Here is a 22,394-nt window from a genome sequence, read left to right on the forward strand (position 1 = left end):
GTCAATGATTCTGATCGCAATGGGCGTGTCGGGCGCGGGCAAGTCGCGAATCGGCGAAATGCTGGCGGAACGCCTGTCGTGCAGCTATACCGACGGCGACGCGTTTCACAGCGCGGCGAACAAGGAAAAGATGCACCACGGCATTCCGCTGACCGACGACGACCGCTGGCCGTGGCTGCGCACGATTCGCGCGGCCATCGAGGAAAAGCAGCGCGCGGGCGAGACGGCCGTGTTCACGTGCTCGTCGCTGAAGCGGTCGTACCGCGACGTGCTGCGCGGCACCGACACCGACGTGCGGTTCGTGTATCTGAAGGGTTCGTTCGAGGTGTTGCACGAGCGCCTGAAGAGCCGCACCGGCCATTTCTTCGATCCGTCGCTGCTGAAGAGCCAGCTCGACACGCTCGAGGAACCGGGCCCGGACGAAGCGATCGAGGTCAGCATCGAGCTGACGCCCGAACAGATCGTCGATCAGGTCATGCTGAAGATCGGCATCGCGCAGCAGCACTGAGCGCGGTTCGCGGCAATCATCACGCAAAAGGCGCCCCTCGGGGCGCCTTTTGCGTTGGTGGCCGGCGGGCCGCTCAGGTGGTGGGCGCCTGCTTCGCGATGCCGTCGAGCAGCACGTCGAGCATCGTGTCGTGCACGGCTGCCGGATCGAGCTGCGCATAGAGCGGGGCGGCCGCCTTGACGAGCGGATGCGCGGCGTCCGACAGCGCCTCCATTTCCGCGAGCTCGACGTCGTTCGCGGCGCGCGTGAGGCCGCCGGCTTCGGCCGCGGCAAGCCCGATCACGCTCGCATACCAGCCGACGCATACCGATGGCAGCGCCGCGCGCGGGATGCCGGCGTCGGCCAGCGCGCGATGCACGGCCTCGATGTGCGCGAGATCGGCCGGCCCGGTACTCATGTGCCGCTGCAGCAGTGCGAACGCGGCCGGGTAGCGCAGCGCGAGCGCGCGGTACTGGCGCGCGAGATCTCGCAGCCGTTCGCGCCACGGCAGCGTGGCGTCGACCGGCACGAGCGAGCGCGACAGCGCGTTCGCGATCGCGCGGCTCAGGCCTTCCTTCGACTTGAAGTGGTACAGCACGCTCATCGGGTCGCAGCCGACCGACTGCGCGAGCTTGCGCACGCTGAACGCGGCTTCGCCGACGTCCTCGAGCAGCGCGAGCGCTGCCGCGACGATCGCATCCTTGTCGAGGCCGCGCGGGCCCTGGGCGGGTTTGTCTTTCATCGATACGGGCCGGTGTGCCGGTGCGGCACCGGTTGTAAACTTGACGAAAGCTGATTCTACACTGTAGAATTATTTCTGCGGTGTAGAAATTGGGTGTCCCGGCACCTTTCAATACGTGCTTTCGCACAGTCCGGGATCCAGGCGGCACGAGCGTGCCCGCCGTCAACACGGGCCATCGCGCCTCTTTTCTCGTTGACACCCATGTGGAACCGGCTGCCCCACCCGCGAAGCCAGAAGGCTCTTCGACAGGCGGCCCAAGACCATGCAAGTGCAATCATGACTTTCAACAATCAACCCCTGATCCAGGGCGAATCGCGTTTCGAGCAAACGCAACTGAACATCGAAAAAGACAACTGGAACTGGTGCGATCCGGCCCGCTACGACGGCGAGCGCCCGGCGAACTGGTACGAGGCGTCGCTGTCGCGCCATGAAAACACCGCGCCGCTCGCGCACGACGCGGTATGCGACGTGCTCGTGATCGGCGCGGGTCTGCTCGGCGCATCGGCCGCACTGCATCTCGCCGAAGCGGGCGTCGACACGATCCTCGTCGACAAGCACCACGTCGGCTCGGCCGCATCGGGGCGCAACGGTGGGCAACTGACGCCCGGCCTCGCGCGCTGGGAAGCGGCCGACATGATCGACCACCTGTCGCACGACGACGCGAAGCGGCTGTGGCGCTTCGCGTCGGCCGAATCGATGGACCTGATCGATACGATCGGTGCGCGTTACGCGCTCGAACTCGACCGCAAACGCGGGCACATCACGGCGGCCGTCCACCCCGGCCACATGAGTGCGCTGCTGGACGGCGCGGATGCGCGCCGTCATCTCGGCGACGCGGGCGTGACGCTCGTCGGCCGCCATCAGCTGCACGACGAATACGTGCGTTCGGGGCTGTACCACGGCGCGGCGATCGATGCGATCGGCGGGCAGATCCATCCGCTCGCACTGGTGCGCGGGCTCGTCCATGGTTTCCGGCTTAACGGCGGCACGCTGTACGAAGGCACCGAGGTGGTCGAGCTCGACGAGACGCCCGCGGGCATCGTCGCGACGACGCCGGGCGGCACGATCACCGCCCGCAAGGGTGTCGTGCTCGCGCTGCACAACACGACGTTCCGGCTGCTCGACGACGGCGCCGCGACGACCGTGCCGTTCTTTACCTACGTAAGCGTGACGGCACCGCTCGACGTCGACGTCGCGACGCTGATGCCGGCCGGCATGCCCGTGTACGACACGCAGTTCCAGATCGACTACTACCGGCCGGTACGCGGCAACCGCCTGCTGTTCGGCGGGCAGGGCACCGGCACGTGCTGGGCGCAGCCCGACGTCAACGCGTATCTGCTGACGCGGCTGAACACGGTGTTCCCGCAGGTCGACGGCCAGTTCGCGCTCGATTACTGCTGGAGCGGCGTCAGCGACTTCACGCTGAACGGCGCGACCGACAGCCGCAAGACCGACGGCCGCGTGCCGATGTACATGGTGCAGGGCTGGAGCGGCCACGGCGTCGCGCAGACGGTGCGGATCGGCAAGGCGATCTGCGACGATTTCGTCGGACGCAACGACGATTTCTCGATGCTGACCGGCATCGACCATCGCGCGATTCCGCTCGGCCGCCAGTTGTCGCCGATCGCGATCCCGGCGGCGAAGGCGGCGATGAGCGTGATGAGCGCGCTCAATCCGGGGCGGATGATTTCGTTCTGAGCGGACGCGGCACGCAATGAAAAAGCCCGATGCGATTGCTCGCATCGGGCTTTTTTACGTACGGAGACGGGCGCTTACGCGATCCGCTTCGCGAGTTCGACGGCCTTGCCGATGTACGACGCAGGCGTCATCGCGAGCAGGCGATCCTTCGCGTCCTGCGGGATCGCGAGCGTGCCGACGAATTCCTGCAGCGCTTCGCGCGTGATGCCCTTGCCGCGCGTCAGTTCCTTCAGCTGCTCGTACGGGTTCTCGATGCCGTAGCGGCGCATCACCGTCTGCACCGGCTCGGCGAGCACTTCCCAGCAGTTGTCGAGATCTTCGTTCAGGCGCTGCGGGTTCACTTCGAGCTTGTCGAGGCCGCGGATCAGCGAGTCGTATGCGAGCAGCGAGTAGCCGAGCGCGACGCCCATGTTGCGCAGCACCGTCGAGTCGGTCAGGTCGCGCTGCCAGCGCGACACCGGCAGCTTGTCGGCGAGGTGGCGCAGCGTCGCGTTCGCGAGGCCGAGGTTGCCTTCCGAGTTCTCGAAGTCGATCGGGTTGACCTTGTGCGGCATCGTCGACGAGCCGATCTCGCCGGCCTTCGTCTTCTGCTTGAAGTAGCCGACCGAGATGTAGCCCCACACGTCGCGGTCGAGGTCGAGCAGGATCGTGTTCGCGCGTGCGACCGCGTCGAACAGCTCGGCCATGTAGTCGTGCGGCTCGATCTGGATCGTGTACGGGTTGAACGTGAGCTTCAGGCGGTTTTCGATCACGTCGCGCGAGAACGCTTCCCAGTCGAATTCCGGATACGCGGACAGGTGCGCGTTGAAGTTGCCGACCGCGCCGTTCATCTTGCCGAGGATCTCGACCTTCTCGATGCGCGCGATCGCGCGGTCGAGACGGGCCGCGACGTTCGCGAGCTCCTTGCCGAGCGTCGTCGGGCTGGCCGGCTGGCCGTGCGTGCGCGACAGCATCGGCTGGTCGGCCAGCGCGTGCGCGAGCGCGACGAGGCGCTGGTGGACCGTGCGCAGCGCCGGCACGATCACGTGCGTGCGCGCACCGGCGAGCATCATCCCGTGCGACGTGTTGTTGATGTCCTCGGACGTGCACGCGAAGTGGATGAATTCGCTGGCCTTTTCGAGTTCTTCCTGGCCCTTCACCGATTCCTTCAGCCAGTATTCGACGGCCTTCACGTCGTGGTTCGTCACGCGCTCGATTTCCTTGATGCGCGCGGCGTCGTGGGCGGTAAAGCGCTCGGCGAGCTGCAGCAGGAACTGCTCGGAGGCTTCCGAGAAGCGCGGGACTTCCGCGAAGCCGGCGCGCGACAGCGCGATCAGCCAGTGCACCTCGACGGTGACACGGTGGCGCATGAAGGCGGCTTCGGAGAGCCAGTCGCGCAGCGCTTCGGTCTTGCTGGCGTAGCGGCCGTCGATGGGCGAGAGCGCGGTGAGGGCGAAAAGCGTATCGGGACGAGTGTCGGACATGATCGGGCGGGCTTTGAGGGCCGGGTCGAGCGAGGAGGGAGAATCCGGCATTTTACCATCGGCGCGGGACGATTCCGGCCGCGCCCGGCGAGCCGCCGCCGCCGCGCGCCGCCGCCATGCCGGCGCCCGCATCCGGCCGCGCGCCGGGCCGCTTGCGCGGCCGCCGGCCGGGCCCGCCCGCCGGTAGAATGCAGGCTTCTTCCCGACCGCCGCCCGCCGCGCCCGCCTGCATGGAACTGAAATGGCTCGAAGACTTCGTTTCGCTCGCGGAAACGCGCAGCTTTAGCCGGTCCGCCGAGCTGCGGCACGTGTCGCAGCCGGCGTTTTCGCGGCGCATCCAGGCGCTCGAGGCATGGCTCGCGACCGAACTGATCGATCGTTCGGTCTATCCGACGCGGCTGACGCAGGCCGGGCAGATCTTCTACGAGCAGGCGCTGACGATGCTGTCGCAGGCGCACGAGGCGCGCACGCTGCTGCGCGGCCATGTCGGTGCGCCGGTGCCGACGATCGAGTTCGCGGTGCCGCACACGCTGTCGCTCACGTATTTCCCGCGCTGGCTGCAGCGGATCGAGGCGAAGATGGGCCAGGTTCACACGCGGCTGCGCGCGCTGAACGTGCACGACGCGGTGCTGTCGCTCGTCGAGGGCGGCTGCGATCTCGTGATGGGCTACCACCACCCGAGCCACCCCGTCGCGCTCGACCCGGCGCGCTACGACATGCTGATCCTCGGCAGCGAGCCGATCAGCCCGTTCTCGGCGCCGGGCCGTGCGGGCCGGCCGCGCTATACGCTGCCCGGCACGGCCGATGCGCGCGTGCCGTACCTGTCATATACGCCGAACGCGTATCTCGGCCGGATGACGGAGGTCATCGTCGCGAATGCGTCGACGCCGCTGTTCCTCGATCGCGTCTATGAAACCGACATGGCCGAAGGGTTGAAGGCGATGGCGCTCGCGGGCCACGGCATCGCGTTCCTGCCGCACAGCGCGGTCGAGGATGCGGTGGCGGGCGGCCGCCTGATCCGGCTCGACCGGTCGGTGCGCGGCGGCGCGCATCCGTTCACGCTGACGATGGAGATCCGGCTGTACTGCGACAAGCTCGCGCTGCAGGGCGACGATCCACGACAGAAGCTCGTGCGTGCGCTGTGGGACGTCGTGCGCGACGAACTGCGCGAATCCGCGGGTTAACCGTGGGCGGTTAACCGTCGATCGTCCGGCCCGGCCGGCTGACGTCGGGCTTGCGGCGCCTGTCGGGCGCCTGCCCGGCGGCCGGCCCGCGCCCGCGCAACACGATTATTCAAGCACGCGATGCACGGCCGATCGCGGGCGTTCTTGCGCAAATCGACCGCAGATTTGCGAAAAATCGCGATCATGCAAGAAACGCATAATCGAATAAGCAAACGGCATTGGATAAAAAAAACGGGTTTTTCGACAATGTGCGCACTTCGTTGAACGTTGGAGCATCCATGTCTTCGCAACAGCAGTCCATCCCGTCCTACCTGCACGCCGACGATCTCGGCCCGTGGGGCAACTACCTTCAGCAGGTCGATCGCGTCGCACCGTACCTCGGCTCGCTGTCGCGCTGGCTCGAAACGCTGAAGCGTCCGAAGCGCATCCTGATCGTCGACTGCCCCATCGAGCTCGACAACGGTACCGTCGCGCACTTCGAAGGCTATCGCGTGCAGCACAACGTGTCGCGCGGCCCGGGCAAGGGCGGCGTGCGCTACCACCAGGACGTGACGCTGTCGGAAGTGATGGCGCTGTCGGCGTGGATGTCCGTGAAGAACGCAGCAGTGAACGTGCCGTACGGCGGCGCGAAGGGCGGCATCCGCGTCGACCCGCGCAAGCTGTCGCGTGGTGAGCTCGAGCGCGTCACGCGCCGCTACACCAGCGAAATCGGCATCATCATCGGCCCGAACACCGACATTCCGGCACCGGACGTCAACACCAACGAACAGGTGATGGCGTGGATGATGGACACGTACTCGATGAACCAGGGCCAGACGTCGACCGGCGTCGTGACCGGCAAGCCGATCGCGCTCGGCGGTTCGCTCGGCCGCAAGGAAGCAACGGGCCGCGGCGTGTTCGTCGTCGGCTCCGAAGCGGCGAAGAAGAAGGGCCTGGAAATCGAAGGCGCGCGCATCGCGGTGCAGGGCTTCGGCAACGTCGGCGGCATCGCGGCGAAGCTGTTCCAGGAAGCGGGTTCGAAGGTGATCGCGGTGCAGGATCACACGGGCACGATCTACCAGCCGGCCGGCCTCGATTCGAACAAGCTGCTCGACCACGTTGCCCGCACGGGCGGCGTCGCGGGCTTCGAAGGCGCGGAGCCGATGCCGAACGACGAGTTCTGGACGGTCGAAACCGACATCCTGATCCCGGCGGCACTGGAAAACCAGATCACCGAGAAGAACGCAGCGAAGATCCGCACGAAGATCATCGTCGAAGGCGCGAACGGCCCGACGACGACGGCGGCCGACGACATCCTGACCGCGAACGGCGTGCTCGTGATCCCGGACGTGATCGCGAATGCGGGCGGCGTGACCGTGTCGTACTTCGAGTGGGTGCAGGATTTCTCGAGCTTCTTCTGGACGGAAGACGAGATCAACCACCGTCTCGAGCGCGTGATGCGCGAAGCGTTCTCCGGCGTGTGGGCGGTTGCGGAAGAGCACAAGGTGTCGGTGCGTACGGCGGCGTTCATCGTGGCGTGCAAGCGCATCCTGATGGCGCGCGAAATGCGTGGCCTCTACCCCTGATCATTGACTATGATCCATTCATGACGCAATCCACCCGGTTGCGGATATGAACCTTCGCGGGCGGTGCCGAATCCGGCATCGCCCGCGCGCGCATTCGGGGCGCCTGGAGCCGGGAGGAAGGCTTTGCCAGGGGCGCTGCGACGTGCGGTAAACAACAGTACTTTCAAAAATATTACTTTGATACACTGGCGCGGGTTTTAGCCAAGGAGATGACCAAAATGAAATACCAAAAGGCAGTCCTGATGGTCGCGGCGCTTTGCGCGTTCGCAAGCGGCGCGCACGCTCAGGAGACGGGCACGCTGAAGAAGATCAAGGACACGGGCGTGATCGCGCTGGGCCATCGCGAATCGTCGATTCCGTTCTCCTACTACGACCAGAACCAGCAGGTGGTCGGCTATTCGCGCGAATTCCAGCTGAAGGTGGTCGACGCGGTGAAGAAGAAGCTGAACCTGCCGAACCTGCAGGTGAAGAACATCCCGGTCACGTCGCAGAACCGCATCCCGCTCGTGCAGAACGGCACGGTGGACATCGAGTGCGGCTCGACGACCAACAACACCGAACGCCAGCAGCAGGCTGCGTTCTCCGACACGATCTTCGTGATCGGCACGCGCCTGATGACGAAGAAGGATTCGGGCGTCAAGGATTTCGCCGACCTGAAGGGCAAGACGGTCGTGACGACTGCCGGCACGACGTCGGAGCGCCTGCTGCGCAAGATGAACAACGACAAGCAACTCGGCATGAACATCATCAGCGCGAAGGATCACGGCGATTCCTTCAACACGCTGGAATCGGGCCGCGCGGTCGCGTTCATGATGGACGACGCGCTGCTCGCGGGCGAGCGCGCGAAGGCGAAGCAGCCGGGCGAGTGGGTGATCGTCGGCACGCCGCAATCGGAAGAAGCGTACGGCTGCATGATGCGCAAGGGCGATGCGGACTTCAAGAAGGTCGTCGACGACGCGATCTCGCAAGTCGAGAAGTCGGGCGAAGCCGCGAAGATCTACGCGAAGTGGTTCGAGAACCCGATCCCGCCGAAGGGGCTGAACCTGAACTTCCCGCTGTCCGATTCGATGAAGAAGCTGTACGCGAACCCGAACGACAAGGCACTCGACTGACCGCAGGGCCGTTGATGCAGAAATGACGCTAATGAGACGGAAGAGGCCACGCTTCTTCCGTCTCTTTTTGCTGGAGTCTTGCCCATGTCTTACCACTGGAACTGGGGCATCTTCCTGAGCCCCGTGTCGACCGGCGAGCCGACGACTTATTTCGGATGGCTGATGTCCGGCTTCTGGGTGACGATCGAAGTGTCGCTCGTCGCCTGGGTCATCGCGCTGATCGTCGGATCGCTGTTCGGCGTGCTGCGCACCGTGCCGAACAAATGGCTGTCCGCGATCGGCACCGTGTACGTGTCGATCTTCCGGAACATTCCGCTGATCGTGCAGTTCTTCGTCTGGTATCTCGTGATACCCGAGCTGCTGCCCGCGTCGATCGGCACCTGGATCAAGCAGTTGCCGCCCACCACGCAGTTCTTCACCGCGTCGATCATCTGTCTCGGCCTGTTCACGGGCGCGCGCGTGTGCGAACAGGTGCGCTCGGGGATCAACGCGCTGCCGAAGGGCCAGCGCGCCGCCGGCCTCGCGATGGGCTTCACGCAATGGCAGACGTACCGCTATGTGCTGCTGCCCGTTGCGTACCGGATCATCGTGCCGCCGCTCACGTCGGAATTCCTGAACATCTTCAAGAACTCCGCGGTCGCGTCGACGATCGGCCTGCTCGACCTGTCCGCGCAAGCGCGCCAGCTCGTCGACTACACCGCGCAGACGTATGAATCCTTCATCGCGGTGACGCTCGCCTACGTGATCATCAACCTCGTCGTGATGGCGTTCATGCGCTGGATCGAAGGCCGCACGCGGCTGCCCGGCTATATCGGAGGCAAGTGATGCATCAGTTCGACTGGAGTAGTATTCCCGGCGCGATACCGACGCTGTGGACGGGCGCGATCGTCACGTTCAAGATCACGCTGATCGCGATCGTTGTCGGCATCGTCTGGGGCACGCTGCTGGCGCTGCTGCGGCTGTCCGGCGTGAAGCCGCTCGCGTGGTTCGCGAAGGCGTATGTGACGGTGTTCCGCTCGATCCCGCTCGTGATGGTGCTGCTGTGGTTCTTCCTGATCGTGCCGCAGGTGCTGCAGGGCGTGCTCGGGCTGTCGCCGACGATCGACATCCGGCTTGCATCGGCGATGGTCGCGTTCTCGCTGTTCGAAGCCGCGTATTATTCCGAGATCATCCGCGCCGGTATCCAGGCGGTGCCGCGCGGGCAGGTGAACGCCGCGTTCGCGCTCGGCATGAACTACGCGCAGGCGATGCGCCTCGTGATCCTGCCGCAGGCGTTCCGCGCGATGGTGCCGCTGCTGCTCACGCAGGCGATCGTCCTGTTCCAGGATACGTCGCTCGTGTACGTGATCAGCCTCGCGGACTTCTTCCGCACGGCCGCCAACGTCGGCGATCGCGACGGCACGACCGTCGAGATGGTCCTGTTCGCCGGCGCATGTTATTTCGTGATTTGCTCGTTGGCGTCTGCTCTCGTCAAGGGTCTCCAGAAAAAGGTCACAAGATGATTTCCATCAAGAACGTTTCGAAGTGGTACGGCCAGTTTCAGGTCCTCACCGATTGCACGACCGAGGTCAAGAAAGGCGAAGTGGTCGTCGTGTGCGGCCCGTCGGGCTCGGGCAAGTCGACGCTGATCAAGACCGTCAACGGCCTCGAGCCGTTCCAGCAGGGCGAGATCCTCGTGAACGGCCAGTCGGTCGGCGACAAGAAGACGAACCTGTCGAAGCTGCGCTCGAAGGTCGGGATGGTGTTCCAGCATTTCGAGCTGTTCCCGCACCTGTCGATCACCGAGAACCTGACGCTCGCGCAGATCAAGGTGCTCGGCCGCGGCAAGGACGAGGCGAACGACAAGGGCCTGAAGCTGCTCGACCGCGTCGGCCTGAAGGCGCATGCGCACAAGTTCCCGGGCCAGCTGTCGGGCGGCCAGCAACAGCGTGTCGCGATCGCGCGCGCGCTGTCGATGGATCCGATCGCGATGCTGTTCGACGAGCCGACATCCGCGCTCGACCCCGAGATGATCAACGAAGTGCTCGACGTGATGGTCGAACTCGCGCAGGAAGGGATGACGATGATGGTCGTCACGCACGAGATGGGCTTCGCGAAGAAGGTCGCGCATCGCGTGATCTTCATGGACAAGGGCGCGATCGTCGAGGACGATCGCAAGGACGATTTCTTCTCGAATCCGAAATCGGAACGCGCGAAGGACTTCCTCGCGAAGATCCTGCACTGAGCGTTCACGCGCTTCAAGCGCGTCGATGCGAACACCGCCCGGCCGAGCGCCGGGCGGTTTTTTTTCGTTCGCTGTCCGCCGCTCGCGGGCGTTACCAGCTGTAGCGGTAGCCGACCTGCCCGACGATGCCGCGCCGATAGTCGCCGCCGATGTTGCGCGCGATCTTCGCGTTCGCGTACAGCTCGCCTGACTTGCCGAAGCTCGCGGTCACGCCGACGCCGAGCTCGTACCACGTGCGGCCGAGATGCGTCGCGAACGGCGTGCCGCCGACGACGGTCTGGCCCGGCGACAGGAAGTCGTGCAGCACGTCGGCCGTGAAATACGGCGTGGCAGCGCTGCCGCCCGAACCGGACTGCAGGTTCGGCCGGAAGATGCGTACCCCGACGCGGCCGCGCAGCGCGTTCGTCGTCGTACCCGATACCGCCGATACGTTGTCGTTGAACCCGTTCAGCTTCAGGTACTGGTACATCAGCTGCGCTTGCGGCTCGACCGCGACCGGCAGGCCGCCGATCGCGAAGGGTTTGCCGACTTCCTGCGACAGCGCGACGCCGAAGCCGTTTTGCGACGCCTCGTTGCCGTAGCTGTCGCGATAGCGGTTGCCATAGTGCGTGACCTGCCCGACGCTGTCGAAGTACGTGCCGTCGGACAGGTACTTCGTCCAGTAGCCGCCGACGCTCTGCGCGTGCATCTCGACCGAGCCCGTCGACGTCGACAGGTTGGCCGTATCGGCGCGCGCCATGTCGCTGAAGCTCGCGTTCGACACGCCGATGCTGGCCGTCACGCCCGCATGCGTGCTGGCGCCGCCGTTCGGCGCCTGGTCGAGCGTCCAGTCCTTGCCGAACTGCGCGAAGAAGGTGCGCTCGTCGGCCGAGAAGCGGCCCGCGTTCGCGTCGAGGCTCTGGCCGCCGATGCGCCCCCACACACCGTCGTGATTGCCGGGCTGCTGCTTGTCGAGGTTGGCGATGTCGCCGACGCGCTCGTGCAGCTTGCCGAGCGTCGAGAAGCCGTAGTCGGCGTTCAGCAGCGGCGTGAGCGCGTAGCCGGCGACACCGGGGCGATACGCGAGCGTGCCGCCGTTGCCGTTCCCGCCGCCGTCGCCGCCACCGGACGGGTGGATCGGGTCGCCCGGGTCCGACGGATCGAGTTGCGAGCGCAGGTACCAGCCGTTCGCGTCGCCTTGCCCGCCGCGATAGAGCCGGTATTCGTACGCGCCCGCCTGCACGGGCCCGGCGAGCTGGAATGCCGATGCGGTGGTCGTGCCGCCGTTGGTCGTGACGACCACCGGAATCCCGTCGCCCTTCGTCTGCGCGCCGGTGCCGGCCGTGTTGGCGATCTTCAGGCCCGTCGTGCCGCTTGCCGTGCCGCCGTTCACGATCACCCGGTCGGTCGGCGATGCGTCGGCGCCGAGGAACGTGTTGAGCGCGATCGTGCCGCCGTTGCCGACGTAGCTGCCGGTCGTGAGCGTCTTGTAGCTGCCCGCGAGCGTCGGCGAACCGGTCGGCGCGGCGAATGCGACCAGGCCTGCGTTGTTCAGGCTGCTCAGCACGGAGCTGCCCGTCATGCGCCACGTGCTGGTGGGGTCGACGGTCAGTGCGACCGGGTCGATCTTGCCGGTCAGTGTCGTGCCGTTCGCGAGGAGCACGTTGCCGGTGCTCGAGGCGTCCGAGACGATGTCGCCGGCCAGGTTCACGGCCGAGGCGGTGAAGGTGGCGTTGCTGCCGTTCGACAGGTCGAGCAGCGTACCGTTGCCGGCCGTCACGACCGTGCCGTTGCGCACCGCGATGTCGGCCGTGCCGCCGCGAGCGGCGAAGGCCGGGCCGGTCGCGGACGTCACGCTGCCGCCGTCGACGAGCACCGAACTCGTCGCGCCGTTTGCGAGCGTATCCGACGTCAGCACGCCGGCCGCCGCGCCCTTGAGCGTCGTGCCGGTCAGTGCGAGCACGCCGCCGCTGTCGGCGGTTGCGCCGTTGCCGTCGGCGCTGGCGATCGTCGAGCCCGTATCGCCGATGCGGCCGCCGTTGCGTGCGACGATGCCGTCGGCCAGGCTGCCCGATGCGGCGATCTTCGCGGCCGACAGCAGGGCCGTCGCGCCGCCATCCATGACGATCGCGTGTGCGCCGGCACCCGTCGTCGCGACGGTCGTGCCGGTCGCCGTGAGCGTCGAATCCGCGCCCGTCACGTGGATGCCGAGCGCGTTGCTGCCGGCGGTGCGCACGACCGTCGCCGCATCGGCCGCGATGCGCGCGCCACCGCCCGTCGACACGATGCCGTTCGCGCCGCCGCCGGTCGTCGTGACCTGTGTGCCGGACAGCGCGATCGTCGTATTCGTGCCGAGGTTGTGAATCCCGCTGCCCGAGCCGCCGGCCGCGATCGACGTCGCACCGGCCGCGATCCCGCCGCCCGATACGGTCGAGTCGATCAGCACGCCGTCGGCGCTGCCGTTCGCGATCACGGTGCCGGTGCCCGACAGCGCGACCGATGCGCCGGCACCCGTCAGACGCACGCCCGCGACGCCGTCATCGGCTTCGATCGAACCCGCGTTGGCCAGCGTGGCCGACGCGCCCTGCACGAGCGCACCGGTGCCGTTCGATACGCGGATCGTCGACGCGTTGTTCACCGTGCCGAGCGTGCCGACCACGACGCCCGTCGAGCCGGCGCCCGTCAGCAGCACCGAGTCGCGGTTCTCGAGCGTGCCGAGGTTCTGCGCGACGAAGCCCGTCACGCCCGCGGTCGACGACGTAACGGCCGCGTCGTTGGTCAGCGTCGTCGCGACCGGCGCGCCGGCATTGGCGCCGGCGAGGTCGTGCGCCTGGCCGTCGACGACGCCTGCGATCGCGCCTGCGGCATTCAGGTTGATCGTCGCGCCCGTGTCGATCGTGCCTTGCGCGCCGCCCTCGACTCCGATCGCGATCCCGTTCGCGCCGTTGACGTTGTAGATCGCGTTACCGGTCGATAGCACGGTGCCGGCGTCGGTCGCGAGCACGCCGTGCGCGCGCTGGCCGTTGACGTCGGTCGTCAGCGTTCCGGCTGCCGACGCGCCCGTGTAGGCAGCGCCGCCCGCGACTCGGAACAGCGTCGAATCGTCGGTGTCGACGCTCAGGTGCTGCGCGGCGACGTTGATCTTCGAGCCGGCGCCATAGGCATAGAAGCCGATCTGGCTGGTGCCCGACATGAACGCCGGCACCGCGTTGGCGCCGACGTCGATCGTCGCGCCCGAGCGCGCGTGCACGCCGATCGCGCCGGTGCCCGTCAGGTTGAGTGCGCCGTCGAGCGTGGCTTTCGCGTGCGGCCCCTCGGCCCACACGCCGTAGTTTCGTGTGCCCGATGCGGGATCGAGGCCGCCGGCCACGTTGATCGTGCCGGTCGAGGTCGCGGCCGTCGCGTTCGTGCCGGTCCCGACGACCATGATGCCGATGCCGTTTACGCCGTTCAGCGTGATGGTGCCGGTGTTGGTCACGGTCGCCGCCGTGTTGGCCGCGAGCATGCCGACGTCGGCGAGCGGCGTGCCGGGCGCGGCACCATTGACGACGATCGAGCCCGCGTTGGTCAGCGTGCCGGACGACGAGTTGATGCTCGCCATGGCGGCGCCGTTTTGCGTCAGCGAACCGATCACGATCGTGCCGAGGTTGTTCGCGGTGCCCGACGGGCCGAGCAGGATGCCGTATGCGTGCGCGGACAGCGCGACGTCGTTCGCGGCCTCCGGCGTGCCGGCATCGTACTGGGCCGCGCGGCCGAGATAGATCGTCCCGCCGGCTTCGTTCGTGAAGCTGCCGCCGGCGACGAGGCCGCCGATCACCTGGCTGTCGAGCGTCGTCGCGTTGACGCCGACGTTGATCGTGCCGGCGTTCGATGCGCTCGCACCGTCGGTCGCGGCGATCGCGTAGTTCTGCAGGTCGAGCCGGTTGCGGTCCAGATTCCACGCACCGACGTTCATCACGCCGTTGTTGACGAACGTGGTGCCCGTGCCGTTGGCATACACGCCGCTGCCTTCGACGTACGTATTGAGGCCGAAATTGTCGGGCGATGCAGTGCCGCCCGTGCTGACATTGTCGCCCGCCGTGTAACCGGACGAAATCACGCCGTTGTTGACGCCGCTCGCGCCGCTCAACAGGCGCACCAGGTTGAAGTCGCCCGACAGGCGCCCGTCGTTGACGAAGTGCGCGTCGTTTTCCGCGACGACGGCCGCGCTCGCGTCGATCGTATTGGCGCCGCGGAAGTCGATCTGGCCGTCCTTGCCGATATGCAGCGTCGCGTTCGCGCCCGTGCCGTGCATCGCCGACGGATAGTTTCTGGGGAGCGCGTTCTTGTCGTCGGGCGACACGTTGTTCGCATACTCGAAGGTTTGCGTGGCGAACGTCACGGCCTGGCCGAACGCATTGTCGTAGGCTGCCTGCGAGCCGAGTGCGCCGTTCTGGACCGAACGCACCAGAAAGTTGTTGTACGCGGCGAGCGACGCAGCGTCGGTGACGGTCCACTTGCTGCCGTCGAACGCGGTGAAGGTGCCCGCGTAGGTCGGCACGTCGAGCTCGACGCGGCCGATGGGGCCGCCGCTTGCCAGATAGTCGCCGGTGATGAACCAGACCTGGTTCCGCGAATTCCAGTTGATGACGCTCGGTGTCGAGCCGGTGCCGTCCGCGTAGGTCAGGTCGGTCTGCTTGGCCGCGATCGTGATTGCGTTGCCGGTCGCCGCGGGCGCGTTCGCGGGATTGCCGATCGATATGTCGAGCGTGCCGCCCGAATTCGCGACCGTGCCGATGCGCGTGTTCACGTACTGGTCGCCGTTCACGTCGTGATAGACCTGCACGACGGTCGAGCCCGCGTTCGACGCGACGAACGCGGCCGAGTCGTAAGTGGCGACGGACGTATGGCCGCCCGTGATCGAGTCGGGGGTGCCGACGCTCTGCGTTTTGCCGCCGAGCGACACCAGCGGCTGATCCGGATTGCCGGAAATGATGGGCGTGTTGGCGAACGGCATCGGCGTGTAGCCCATGTCGCCGGTTGCGCCGGTCCATGCGCCCGTCAGGCCGACGCGGTCGCCGCCCGACACGGTCGTGGCGCCGGCGAGGTCGTCATTGACGGTCGGGCTGAAGCTGCCGAGCGCGCAGGTACCGCCGCTCGCGACGGCCGCGCCGCTGCCGCACGTCGATGCGTACGCGGAGCTTGCCGACAGCATGGCCAGCACGGCACCGAGTGCCGCGGCGCGAAGCGGCGTCCGGCGCGCTGCCGTGTGGGCGGCGCGCAGGCCTGCGCCGGATGGGCTGCCCGACCGCTTGCCGCGCGCCCGCGCCGTTTCCGCAACCGCGACCCAGCAGCCGGTGGTCTCGCTCCATATCGATCGAAATGAGTGATTCACGACAAGCCCCTCTCTCTTGTTTTCATGTGGTTTTCACCGCGGTGCAGTGAAATCGCAATCCGCGGTGAGGAATGGCGTGAATGGATGCGCGGCGGTTGTGGCCGTATCTCCGCCATTCGCGATTCGTTACACCGAGGATGAGCGGACTCTACTGATCGGGAAGGAGGTGAATTGTCGGGAAGCTAACAAATGCGGCAATAGTGCTGTTTTTATTCTGTATTTCTTGATTGTGTGACGAATCGAACTGAAAGCCTTGTGGGGTAAGGATTCTGCCGATTATTTACGTGCCGGTTCGTGATCGCCGGATCAGTGGGGTGGCGCACGGTTTGCGTCAGGTCGATACGTTAAAATGCGGTTTCCGGATTGTCTGCATTCCGATTGAGTGATTTATTATTTTCCCGCCTGGATCGTTTTATATTGAAACGAATCGAATCGGGCGAATGTCGTGTTGCTTCGCTTCGATATACGGGAATTTGGCCCGGATGAACCGGAATCGGCACCCGGCGAGCGATATGACCCGGCGGCGAGCCGTCGACTTGCCGGACAGTGGCTGACAGTGGCTGACAGGGGAGGGGCGCTGGCGCGCCGGGCTCAGAAGTCGATCGCGTCGTCGGAATCGACGTCGACGTCGGCGGCGGCGGCGAGCGCCTCGCGTGTGTCACGCGGCGCCGACGCCGATGCGTCGAGCGCCGGATTGCGCAGCTTCTCGAGCACGCGTTCGGGCACCGGGATCCGCATCCGCGCGGCGACGTCGCCGCACTGGAACATGATCAGTTCGCCCGGCTCGAACGCGGTCCAGACTTCATTGTCGGTGAGCGGTTGCGTCGCGATCACCGCGACGCGATCCTCGGGCGTCGTGTATTTCGCGAAGTCGATCGACAGGTCTTCGTCGACGAGATGCGCGGTCGAGAACGGCCAGCGCCGCACGAGGTAGTGCAGCCGCGTCGAGCAGTGCGCGAACAGCGCCTGGCCGTTCGACATCAGGAAATTGAACACGCCGTGATCGGTGATGCCGCGTGTCAGCTCGCCGACGCGCTCGAACAGTTCGGGCAACGGCGGTTGCGCGCCGGGAAACGTTTCGCGCAGCCCCTGCATCAGCACGCAGAACGCCTGTTCGCTGTCGGTCGTGCCGACCGGATGATAGACGCTGCCGTCCATGTCCGGTGCGTAGTCCTGGAGGTCGCCGTTATGCGCGAAGATCCAGTGCCGGCCCCACAGCTCGCGCATGAACGGATGGCTGTTCTCGAGCAGGATGTGGCCCTGCGTCGCCTTGCGGATGTGCGCGATGGTGTTCTTGGACTTGATCGGGTAGCGCTTCACCATTTCGGCGATCGGCGACGTGGCCGATGCCTGGTGATCGATGAACAGGCGGCAGGCCTTGTCTTCGAAGAACGCGATGCCCCAGCCGTCGGCATGGTGATCGGTGAGCCCGCCCCGGGCCGCGAAACCTGTGAAGGAGAATGTGACGTCCGTCGGCGCGGCGCAGTTCATTCCTAAGAGTTGGCACATTTTACTTGGGGCAGCAGGCTCAGGCGGGGGGTAACGAACCGGGCGAACCCCGGTACAATGCGGCTTCTAGCATATCACCGAGCCCTGAGCGGTAAAAAGCGGATTCCGCTGGCCAAAGGCCCCGTGTTGCGGTTTGCCGTCAGTCGGCCCGCGCACGCGCGTTCCGGCCCCGCCGATGGCCCGGCCGTTCCTCACGACGCCTCCTATGACTGCCTCGAACGCTTCCTCCCCGGCGACGCTCTCGCTCGCCCGTCCCGACGACTGGCACCTGCACCTGCGAGACGGCGACATGCTGGCCGCCGTGCTGCCGCACACCGCGCGCCAGTTCGGCCGCGCGATCGTCATGCCGAACCTGAAGCCGCCGGTGACGACCACCGCGCAGGCGCAGGCCTATCGCGAGCGCATCCTCGCCGCGCTGCCGGCCGGGATGACGTTCGAGCCGCTGATGACGCTGTACCTGACCGACAACACGCCGCCCGACGAGATCCGCCGCGCGCGCGAAAGCGGCTTCGTGCACGGCGTGAAGCTGTATCCGGCCGGTGCGACGACGAATTCCGACCACGGTGTCACCGATCTCGCGAAATGCGCGAAGACGCTCGAGGCGATGCAGGAAACCGGCATGCCGCTGCTCGTGCACGGCGAGGTGACCGATGCATCGATCGACCTGTTCGACCGCGAGAAGGTCTTCATCGACCGCGTGATGACGCCGCTGCGCCGCGATTTCCCGGGTCTGAAGGTCGTGTTCGAGCACATCACGACGAAGGACGCGGCCGACTACGTGCGCGACGCCGATGCGGCGCCCGGCCTGCTCGGCGCGACGATCACCGCGCATCACCTGCTGTACAACCGCAATGCGCTGTTCGTCGGCGGGATTCGCCCGCATTACTACTGCCTGCCGGTGCTGAAGCGCGAGACGCATCGCGTCGCGCTGGTCGAGGCCGCGACGTCGGGCAACCCGCGCTTTTTCCTCGGTACCGACAGCGCGCCGCATGCGCGCGACGCGAAGGAAACCGCGTGCGGCTGCGCGGGCTGCTATACGGCGCTGCATGCGCTCGAACTGTATGCGGAAGCGTTCGACCACGCCGGTGCGCTCGACAAGCTGGAAGGCTTCGCGAGCTTCTTCGGCGCCGATTTCTACGGGCTGCCGCGCAGCGCCGAGACGGTCACGCTGCGTCGCGAGGCATGGGAGTTGCCGCGCGAGATCTTCGCGGGTGATACGCCTGTTGTGCCGCTGCGCGGCGGCGAGACGATCGGCTGGAAACTGGCGTGACCTTCGCGCCGCCGCGCGAACCTGGCCAAGCGGCCGGTAGCGGGGCGGCGGATTTTGCGCGGATCGACTGGTCCGTGCCGTGGCTCGCGCCTTACGCGGGCCCCGGCCGCGTTGTACAGGCGGCCGCAAGGGCGGGCGAGGCCGCGTTGCTCGACGCGCTGAATGGCGCCCTGAGCGATACCGGGCCCGACGGCCCGCGCATCAGCGGCCGTGGCCGGCCGCTGCGGTTCGTGCCGCAGGCAGCATTGCCGCCCGGCGTCGCGTACGAGACCCATATCGCGGAGACGGGCGGTGTCCCGACCCGCCACAATCTGCACGACTTCTTCAATGCGCTCGTCTGGTTCGCATATCCGCGCATCAAGGCCGCACTGAACGCGCGCCAGGCCGCGGCGATCGACGCGGCGGGCGGGGTCGGCCCCGTGCGCGGCACGTTGCGCGACGCGCTCACGCTGTTCGACGAGAACGCCGCGTTGTTCGTGACGGCCGACCGTGCGCTCGCCGACGCGCTGCGCGGGTTCGACTGGCTGCAGCTGCTGGTCGCCGCGCGCGATGCGTGGGGCACGCGCTGCGAGGCGCGGCTGGTCGGCCATGCGCTGCTCGAGAAACTCGTCGCGCCTTACAAATCCTGCACCGCGCACACATGGATCGTCGAAGTGGGCGCCGACTATTTTTCGTGGCCCGACGCGCAACGCATCGCGCATGTCGACGCCTGTGTCGCCGCGGAACTCGCGACGCGCGCGCTGACGAGCCGCGATTTCGCGCCGCTCCCGGTGCTAGGCGTGCCGGGCTGGTGCGATGCGAATGCCGAGCCCGCGTTCTACGACGATCCGGCCGTATTTCGCAGCGGCCGCCGTTCGCGCGCTGCCGGCGGCGGCGCGCAGTGCTAGAATGCGCGTCGCAAAGCAGGCCAGGCAGTCGCGGCCTCGCCGCCTTCGGGCGCGCGGGGGCGAGGAAAGTCCGGACTCCACAGGGCAGGGTGATGGCTAACGGCCATCCGTGGCGACACGCGGAACAGGGCAACAGAAAGCAAACCGCCGATGGCCCGGCGCAAGCCGGGATCAGGTAAGGGTGAAACGGTGCGGTAAGAGCGCACCGCGGCGACGGCGACGTTCGCCGGCACGGTAACCTCCACCCGGAGCAATTCCAAGTAGGCAGGCGCGCATCTTCGGATGCAGGACGGGGCCCCCGTCTCGTCTGCGGGTAGGAAGCTTGAGCGCGTCAGCAATGGCGCGCCTAGAGGAATGGCTGCCACGCGTTGCGTGCTTCGGCGCGCAGCGTGCACAGAATCCGGCTTATCGGCCTGCTTTGCCGTTCGAATGCGAAAGGGCCGGCGTCTCCCAACGGAGCGCCGGCCCTTTTTTCATGTGCGCTTGCCGTGCGTTCAGCCGGCGACGATGTCGAACGAATGCGTGAGCTCGGCCGTCTTCGCGATCATGATCGACGCGGAGCAATATTTGTCGTGCGACAGGTTGATCGCGCGTTCGACCGTGGCCGGGTTCAGGTTGCGGCCGGTGACGGTGAAGTGGAAGTGCACTTTCGTGAACACCTTCGGGTCTTCGCTCGCGCGTTCGGCCTTCAGCGTGACCGAGCAGCCGCTCACTTCCTGGCGGCTCTTCTTCAGGATCAGCACGACGTCATAGGCCGTGCAGCCGCCGGTGCCGAGCAGCACCATCTCCATCGGGCGCGGCGCCAGGTTGTGACCGCCGCCTTCGGGCGCGCCGTCCATCGCGACGAGGTGGCCGCTGCCGGTCTCGGCGGAAAACGCCATGCCGTCCTGGCCCATCCAGCTTACTTTGCATTCCATGCTTGCACTCCAGCGTTGCCTGATTCGGATTCGATCCGGCATTGTAGCCCGCGGCGCAACGGCCGGCTGATGCGGTGCACGACGCGCAACGCGGGCGCCGCGCGAGCGGCGCCCCGGACATTCAATTCCCCTTCGGACTTAGGGGTTTTGCTCTAGACGAGGGCGGCGCCTGATCGTGCTTTCCGGAATCAGGCCATTGATTTCAAAGAGAAAAGCGGTGATTCAAACGCGCCGCATTAAATTTCATATTGTGGCGTTTGATTTCGCAATGCAAATTTTCTTGTGGAGTCGACGACGCGTTCGTATAATGAGCCTCATTGGTTGTCGCGCTGCGGCAACCTCCGAATGTCTCCTCCACCCTCCTCCTATGGTGGATTAAGCCCGAACCAGCCGTTCGGGCTTTTTTTCGTCCCATGCAAACATCGGCGCGCGGTTTGCGCGCTCCGACAAGGTTACGCGGGCTGTCTGGCGGCAGGCTGCGAGGTCGCGTCGGGCGGCGTGCCGCGCGGGCGCGCATCGGGCGCCGGCGCGTGGACGGCCGACGCATGGCCGTGCCCGCGTGCGCAGAAGTGGCGGACGCGTTCGCGCACCGCGCGCAGGCGGGCGACGCGATCCTCGGCATGCGCGGCACGGGCTTCGGCAAGGCGTGTATCGAGGGCTTCGAGCTTGGCTTCGCAGTCGGCGCGGGCGGCGACGGCAGGTGCCGCGGCGGCCAGCATCACGGCCGCGAGGAAGGGTGTAAGTCGTTGATTCATCATGCTTGTTTGTTGTTTTCCGTGTTCGGCCGGTCTGGCGCGGCAAGGTCATGTGCCGCGCTTCGCTGGGTGCCTCCCCGGGCGCTCGGTTCGCCTGGCGTGTCGGGGCACGACCGGATTTTGGCCCATTTCGGCCGCCGTGGACACGGGGAGCGGATTCCCTTTGACCGCGTTGCGGTATTTCCTTTATAATTCAGGGCTTTTCCGCATTCATGCCCACGGAAAAAGAACAGGGAGAGCCTGCACCGCGCCTCGAAGCGCACACAGACAAGCAGGAAGAACACATCGGGCAAAGCAATTTTTTTGGATCGATCATGAAGACGTTTTCCGCAAAAGCCCATGAGGTGACGCGCGAATGGTACGTGATTGACGCGACGGATAAGGTTCTCGGCCGTGTTGCCAGCGAAGTGGCACGCCGTCTGCGCGGCAAGCACAAGCCTGAGTTCACCCCGCACGTCGACACTGGTGATTTCATCATCATCATCAACGCGAGCAAGTTGAAGGTCACGGGCAACAAGACTCTGGACAAGAAGTACTACCGTCACTCGGGCTACCCGGGCGGTATCTATGAAACGACGTTCGGCAAGATGCAGGAACGCTTCCCGGGCCGCGCGCTCGAGAAGGCGGTCAAGGGCATGCTGCCGAAGGGCCCGCTCGGTTACGCGATGATCAAGAAGCTGAAGGTCTACGCAGAAGCGACGCATCCGCACTCGGCTCAACAGCCGAAGGCGCTCGAGATCTAAGGGGACCCACATGATCGGTAACTGGAACTACGGTACGGGCCGCCGCAAGAGCGCAGTCGCACGTGTCTTCATCAAGGCTGGCAAGGGCGACATCATCGTCAACGGCAAGCCCATCGCTGACTACTTCTCGCGCGAAACGTCGCTGATGATCGTGCGTCAACCGCTGGAACTCACGAACCACGGCCAGACGTTCGACATCAAGGTGAACGTGAACGGCGGCGGTGAAACGGGTCAGGCAGGTGCAGTGCGCCACGGCATCACCCGTGCACTGATCGACTACGATGCGACGCTGAAGCCGTCGCTGTCGAACGCAGGCTTCGTCACGCGCGATGCACGTGAAGTCGAGCGTAAGAAGGTCGGTCTGCGCAAGGCACGCCGCGCCAAGCAGTTCTCGAAGCGTTAATTCCGCTTCATGGCCGCGCCGCTCCCGGGCGGCGTCCGCCGGAAAAACCGCCAGCTTTTGCGCTGGCGGTTTTTTTATGTCC

18 protein-coding genes and 1 other RNA gene are annotated in these 22,394 nt (G+C 66.2%); 13 read left to right on the plus strand and 6 right to left on the minus strand.

Annotated features, from left to right (window positions below):
- Positions 1 to 4 precede the first annotated feature (4 nt).
- Positions 5 to 508: a gluconokinase gene (locus PQB87_RS03490; RefSeq protein ID WP_027788380.1), complete on the plus strand. Its 504-nt coding sequence runs from the start codon at positions 5 to 7 to the stop codon at positions 506 to 508.
- Between the two features lie 73 nt (positions 509 to 581).
- Here PQB87_RS03490 and PQB87_RS03495 read toward each other — a convergent pair whose 3' ends face one another.
- On the minus strand, positions 582 to 1,229 hold the full coding sequence (locus PQB87_RS03495; protein ID WP_059687155.1) for a TetR/AcrR family transcriptional regulator: 648 nt from the start codon (positions 1,227 to 1,229) through the stop codon (positions 582 to 584).
- 276 nt (positions 1,230 to 1,505) lie between these two features.
- Here PQB87_RS03495 and PQB87_RS03500 point away from each other — a divergent pair, with 276 nt between their 5' ends.
- Positions 1,506 to 2,927 (plus strand): NAD(P)/FAD-dependent oxidoreductase, encoded by a 1,422-nt coding sequence (locus PQB87_RS03500; RefSeq protein ID WP_174416042.1) that lies wholly within the window; start codon positions 1,506 to 1,508, stop codon positions 2,925 to 2,927.
- A gap of 74 nt (positions 2,928 to 3,001) precedes the next feature.
- Here PQB87_RS03500 and purB read toward each other — a convergent pair whose 3' ends face one another.
- Positions 3,002 to 4,390 carry an adenylosuccinate lyase gene (gene purB / locus PQB87_RS03505; RefSeq protein ID WP_027788377.1) on the minus strand — a complete coding sequence of 463 codons (1,389 nt, stop codon included), beginning with the start codon at positions 4,388 to 4,390 and terminating at the stop codon, positions 3,002 to 3,004.
- A 230-nt stretch (positions 4,391 to 4,620) separates the two neighbouring features.
- Between purB and PQB87_RS03510 the strand changes: the two genes are divergently transcribed.
- The 6 genes from PQB87_RS03510 (at position 4,621) to PQB87_RS03535 (ending at position 10,475) form a co-directional block, all read left to right on the plus strand.
- Positions 4,621 to 5,574, plus strand: a complete 954-nt coding sequence (locus PQB87_RS03510; RefSeq protein ID WP_059484606.1) for a LysR substrate-binding domain-containing protein — start codon at positions 4,621 to 4,623, stop codon at positions 5,572 to 5,574.
- A gap of 278 nt (positions 5,575 to 5,852) precedes the next feature.
- Positions 5,853 to 7,139 (plus strand): Glu/Leu/Phe/Val family dehydrogenase, encoded by a 1,287-nt coding sequence (locus PQB87_RS03515; RefSeq protein ID WP_021163078.1) that lies wholly within the window; start codon positions 5,853 to 5,855, stop codon positions 7,137 to 7,139.
- 218 nt (positions 7,140 to 7,357) lie between these two features.
- Positions 7,358 to 8,251 carry a glutamate/aspartate ABC transporter substrate-binding protein gene (locus tag PQB87_RS03520; protein WP_059687209.1) on the plus strand — a complete coding sequence of 298 codons (894 nt, stop codon included), beginning with the start codon at positions 7,358 to 7,360 and terminating at the stop codon, positions 8,249 to 8,251.
- A gap of 84 nt (positions 8,252 to 8,335) precedes the next feature.
- Complete coding sequence (locus PQB87_RS03525; RefSeq protein WP_027788374.1) at positions 8,336 to 9,076, plus strand: amino acid ABC transporter permease; 741 nt, start codon at positions 8,336 to 8,338, stop codon at positions 9,074 to 9,076.
- Complete coding sequence (gltK, locus tag PQB87_RS03530; RefSeq protein WP_042977589.1) at positions 9,076 to 9,753, plus strand: glutamate/aspartate ABC transporter permease GltK; 678 nt, start codon at positions 9,076 to 9,078, stop codon at positions 9,751 to 9,753. The genes PQB87_RS03525 and gltK overlap by 1 nt, the downstream gene beginning before the upstream one ends.
- Positions 9,750 to 10,475 carry an amino acid ABC transporter ATP-binding protein gene (locus PQB87_RS03535; RefSeq protein WP_111941385.1) on the plus strand — a complete coding sequence of 242 codons (726 nt, stop codon included), beginning with the start codon at positions 9,750 to 9,752 and terminating at the stop codon, positions 10,473 to 10,475. Before gltK ends, PQB87_RS03535 begins: the two co-directional genes overlap by 4 nt.
- Positions 10,476 to 10,566: 91 nt before the next feature.
- Here PQB87_RS03535 and PQB87_RS03540 read toward each other — a convergent pair whose 3' ends face one another.
- A complete protein-coding gene (locus PQB87_RS03540) occupies positions 10,567 to 15,828 on the minus strand; it encodes an autotransporter outer membrane beta-barrel domain-containing protein (RefSeq protein WP_489242564.1) in 5,262 nt (1,753 codons plus the stop codon).
- Between the two features lie 591 nt (positions 15,829 to 16,419).
- Positions 16,420 to 17,337: a class II glutamine amidotransferase gene (locus PQB87_RS03545; RefSeq protein ID WP_489242565.1), complete on the minus strand. Its 918-nt coding sequence runs from the start codon at positions 17,335 to 17,337 to the stop codon at positions 16,420 to 16,422.
- A gap of 205 nt (positions 17,338 to 17,542) precedes the next feature.
- On the opposite strand from PQB87_RS03545, the gene pyrC reads away from it, so the two are divergent.
- The 3 genes from pyrC to rnpB all read left to right on the plus strand — a co-directional run bounded on the left by pyrC (position 17,543) and on the right by rnpB (position 19,918).
- Positions 17,543 to 18,607 carry a dihydroorotase gene (pyrC, locus tag PQB87_RS03550; protein WP_027788369.1) on the plus strand — a complete coding sequence of 355 codons (1,065 nt, stop codon included), beginning with the start codon at positions 17,543 to 17,545 and terminating at the stop codon, positions 18,605 to 18,607.
- Positions 18,604 to 19,494, plus strand: a complete 891-nt coding sequence (locus PQB87_RS03555; protein ID WP_174416039.1) for a DUF3025 domain-containing protein — start codon at positions 18,604 to 18,606, stop codon at positions 19,492 to 19,494. The genes pyrC and PQB87_RS03555 overlap by 4 nt, the downstream gene beginning before the upstream one ends.
- Before the next feature lie 12 nt (positions 19,495 to 19,506).
- Positions 19,507 to 19,918, plus strand: an RNA gene (gene rnpB / locus PQB87_RS03560) — RNase P RNA component class A.
- A gap of 70 nt (positions 19,919 to 19,988) precedes the next feature.
- Here the strand turns inward: rnpB and PQB87_RS03565 are convergent.
- The gene (locus PQB87_RS03565) at positions 19,989 to 20,453 is read right to left on the minus strand and encodes an OsmC family protein (protein ID WP_027788367.1); all 465 of its coding nucleotides are present in this window, start codon (positions 20,451 to 20,453) and stop codon (positions 19,989 to 19,991) included.
- A 410-nt stretch (positions 20,454 to 20,863) separates the two neighbouring features.
- A complete protein-coding gene (locus tag PQB87_RS03570; protein WP_027788366.1) occupies positions 20,864 to 21,169 on the minus strand; it encodes a DUF1090 family protein in 306 nt (101 codons plus the stop codon).
- A 311-nt stretch (positions 21,170 to 21,480) separates the two neighbouring features.
- Here PQB87_RS03570 and rplM point away from each other — a divergent pair, with 311 nt between their 5' ends.
- Together rplM and rpsI are read left to right on the plus strand one after the other, a co-directional pair.
- Positions 21,481 to 21,909 (plus strand): 50S ribosomal protein L13, encoded by a 429-nt coding sequence (rplM, locus tag PQB87_RS03575; protein ID WP_009687896.1) that lies wholly within the window; start codon positions 21,481 to 21,483, stop codon positions 21,907 to 21,909.
- Between the two features lie 10 nt (positions 21,910 to 21,919).
- The gene (gene rpsI, locus PQB87_RS03580; RefSeq protein ID WP_011883283.1) at positions 21,920 to 22,312 is read left to right on the plus strand and encodes a 30S ribosomal protein S9; all 393 of its coding nucleotides are present in this window, start codon (positions 21,920 to 21,922) and stop codon (positions 22,310 to 22,312) included.
- The last annotated feature ends 82 nt before the right edge of the window (positions 22,313 to 22,394 follow it).

This window comes from Burkholderia sp. KL41, assembly GCF_057005415.2.

Excerpts from the sequence above, each read along its gene's own strand:
- PQB87_RS03490 (WP_027788380.1), top strand. The coding sequence starts at position 5 with ATGATTCTGATCGCAATGGGCGTGTCGGGCGCGGGCAAGTCGCGAATC.
- PQB87_RS03495 (WP_059687155.1), bottom strand. The coding sequence starts at position 1,229 with ATGAAAGACAAACCCGCCCAGGGCCCGCGCGGCCTCGACAAGGATGCG.
- PQB87_RS03500 (WP_174416042.1), top strand. The coding sequence starts at position 1,506 with ATGACTTTCAACAATCAACCCCTGATCCAGGGCGAATCGCGTTTCGAG.
- purB (WP_027788377.1), bottom strand. The coding sequence starts at position 4,390 with ATGTCCGACACTCGTCCCGATACGCTTTTCGCCCTCACCGCGCTCTCG.
- PQB87_RS03510 (WP_059484606.1), top strand. The coding sequence starts at position 4,621 with ATGGAACTGAAATGGCTCGAAGACTTCGTTTCGCTCGCGGAAACGCGC.
- PQB87_RS03515 (WP_021163078.1), top strand. The coding sequence starts at position 5,853 with ATGTCTTCGCAACAGCAGTCCATCCCGTCCTACCTGCACGCCGACGAT.
- PQB87_RS03520 (WP_059687209.1), top strand. The coding sequence starts at position 7,358 with ATGAAATACCAAAAGGCAGTCCTGATGGTCGCGGCGCTTTGCGCGTTC.
- PQB87_RS03525 (WP_027788374.1), top strand. The coding sequence starts at position 8,336 with ATGTCTTACCACTGGAACTGGGGCATCTTCCTGAGCCCCGTGTCGACC.
- gltK (WP_042977589.1), top strand. The coding sequence starts at position 9,076 with ATGCATCAGTTCGACTGGAGTAGTATTCCCGGCGCGATACCGACGCTG.
- PQB87_RS03535 (WP_111941385.1), top strand. The coding sequence starts at position 9,750 with ATGATTTCCATCAAGAACGTTTCGAAGTGGTACGGCCAGTTTCAGGTC.
- PQB87_RS03545 (WP_489242565.1), bottom strand. The coding sequence starts at position 17,337 with ATGTGCCAACTCTTAGGAATGAACTGCGCCGCGCCGACGGACGTCACA.
- pyrC (WP_027788369.1), top strand. The coding sequence starts at position 17,543 with ATGACTGCCTCGAACGCTTCCTCCCCGGCGACGCTCTCGCTCGCCCGT.
- PQB87_RS03565 (WP_027788367.1), bottom strand. The coding sequence starts at position 20,453 with ATGCCGGATCGAATCCGAATCAGGCAACGCTGGAGTGCAAGCATGGAA.
- PQB87_RS03570 (WP_027788366.1), bottom strand. The coding sequence starts at position 21,169 with ATGATGAATCAACGACTTACACCCTTCCTCGCGGCCGTGATGCTGGCC.
- rplM (WP_009687896.1), top strand. The coding sequence starts at position 21,481 with ATGAAGACGTTTTCCGCAAAAGCCCATGAGGTGACGCGCGAATGGTAC.
- rpsI (WP_011883283.1), top strand. The coding sequence starts at position 21,920 with ATGATCGGTAACTGGAACTACGGTACGGGCCGCCGCAAGAGCGCAGTC.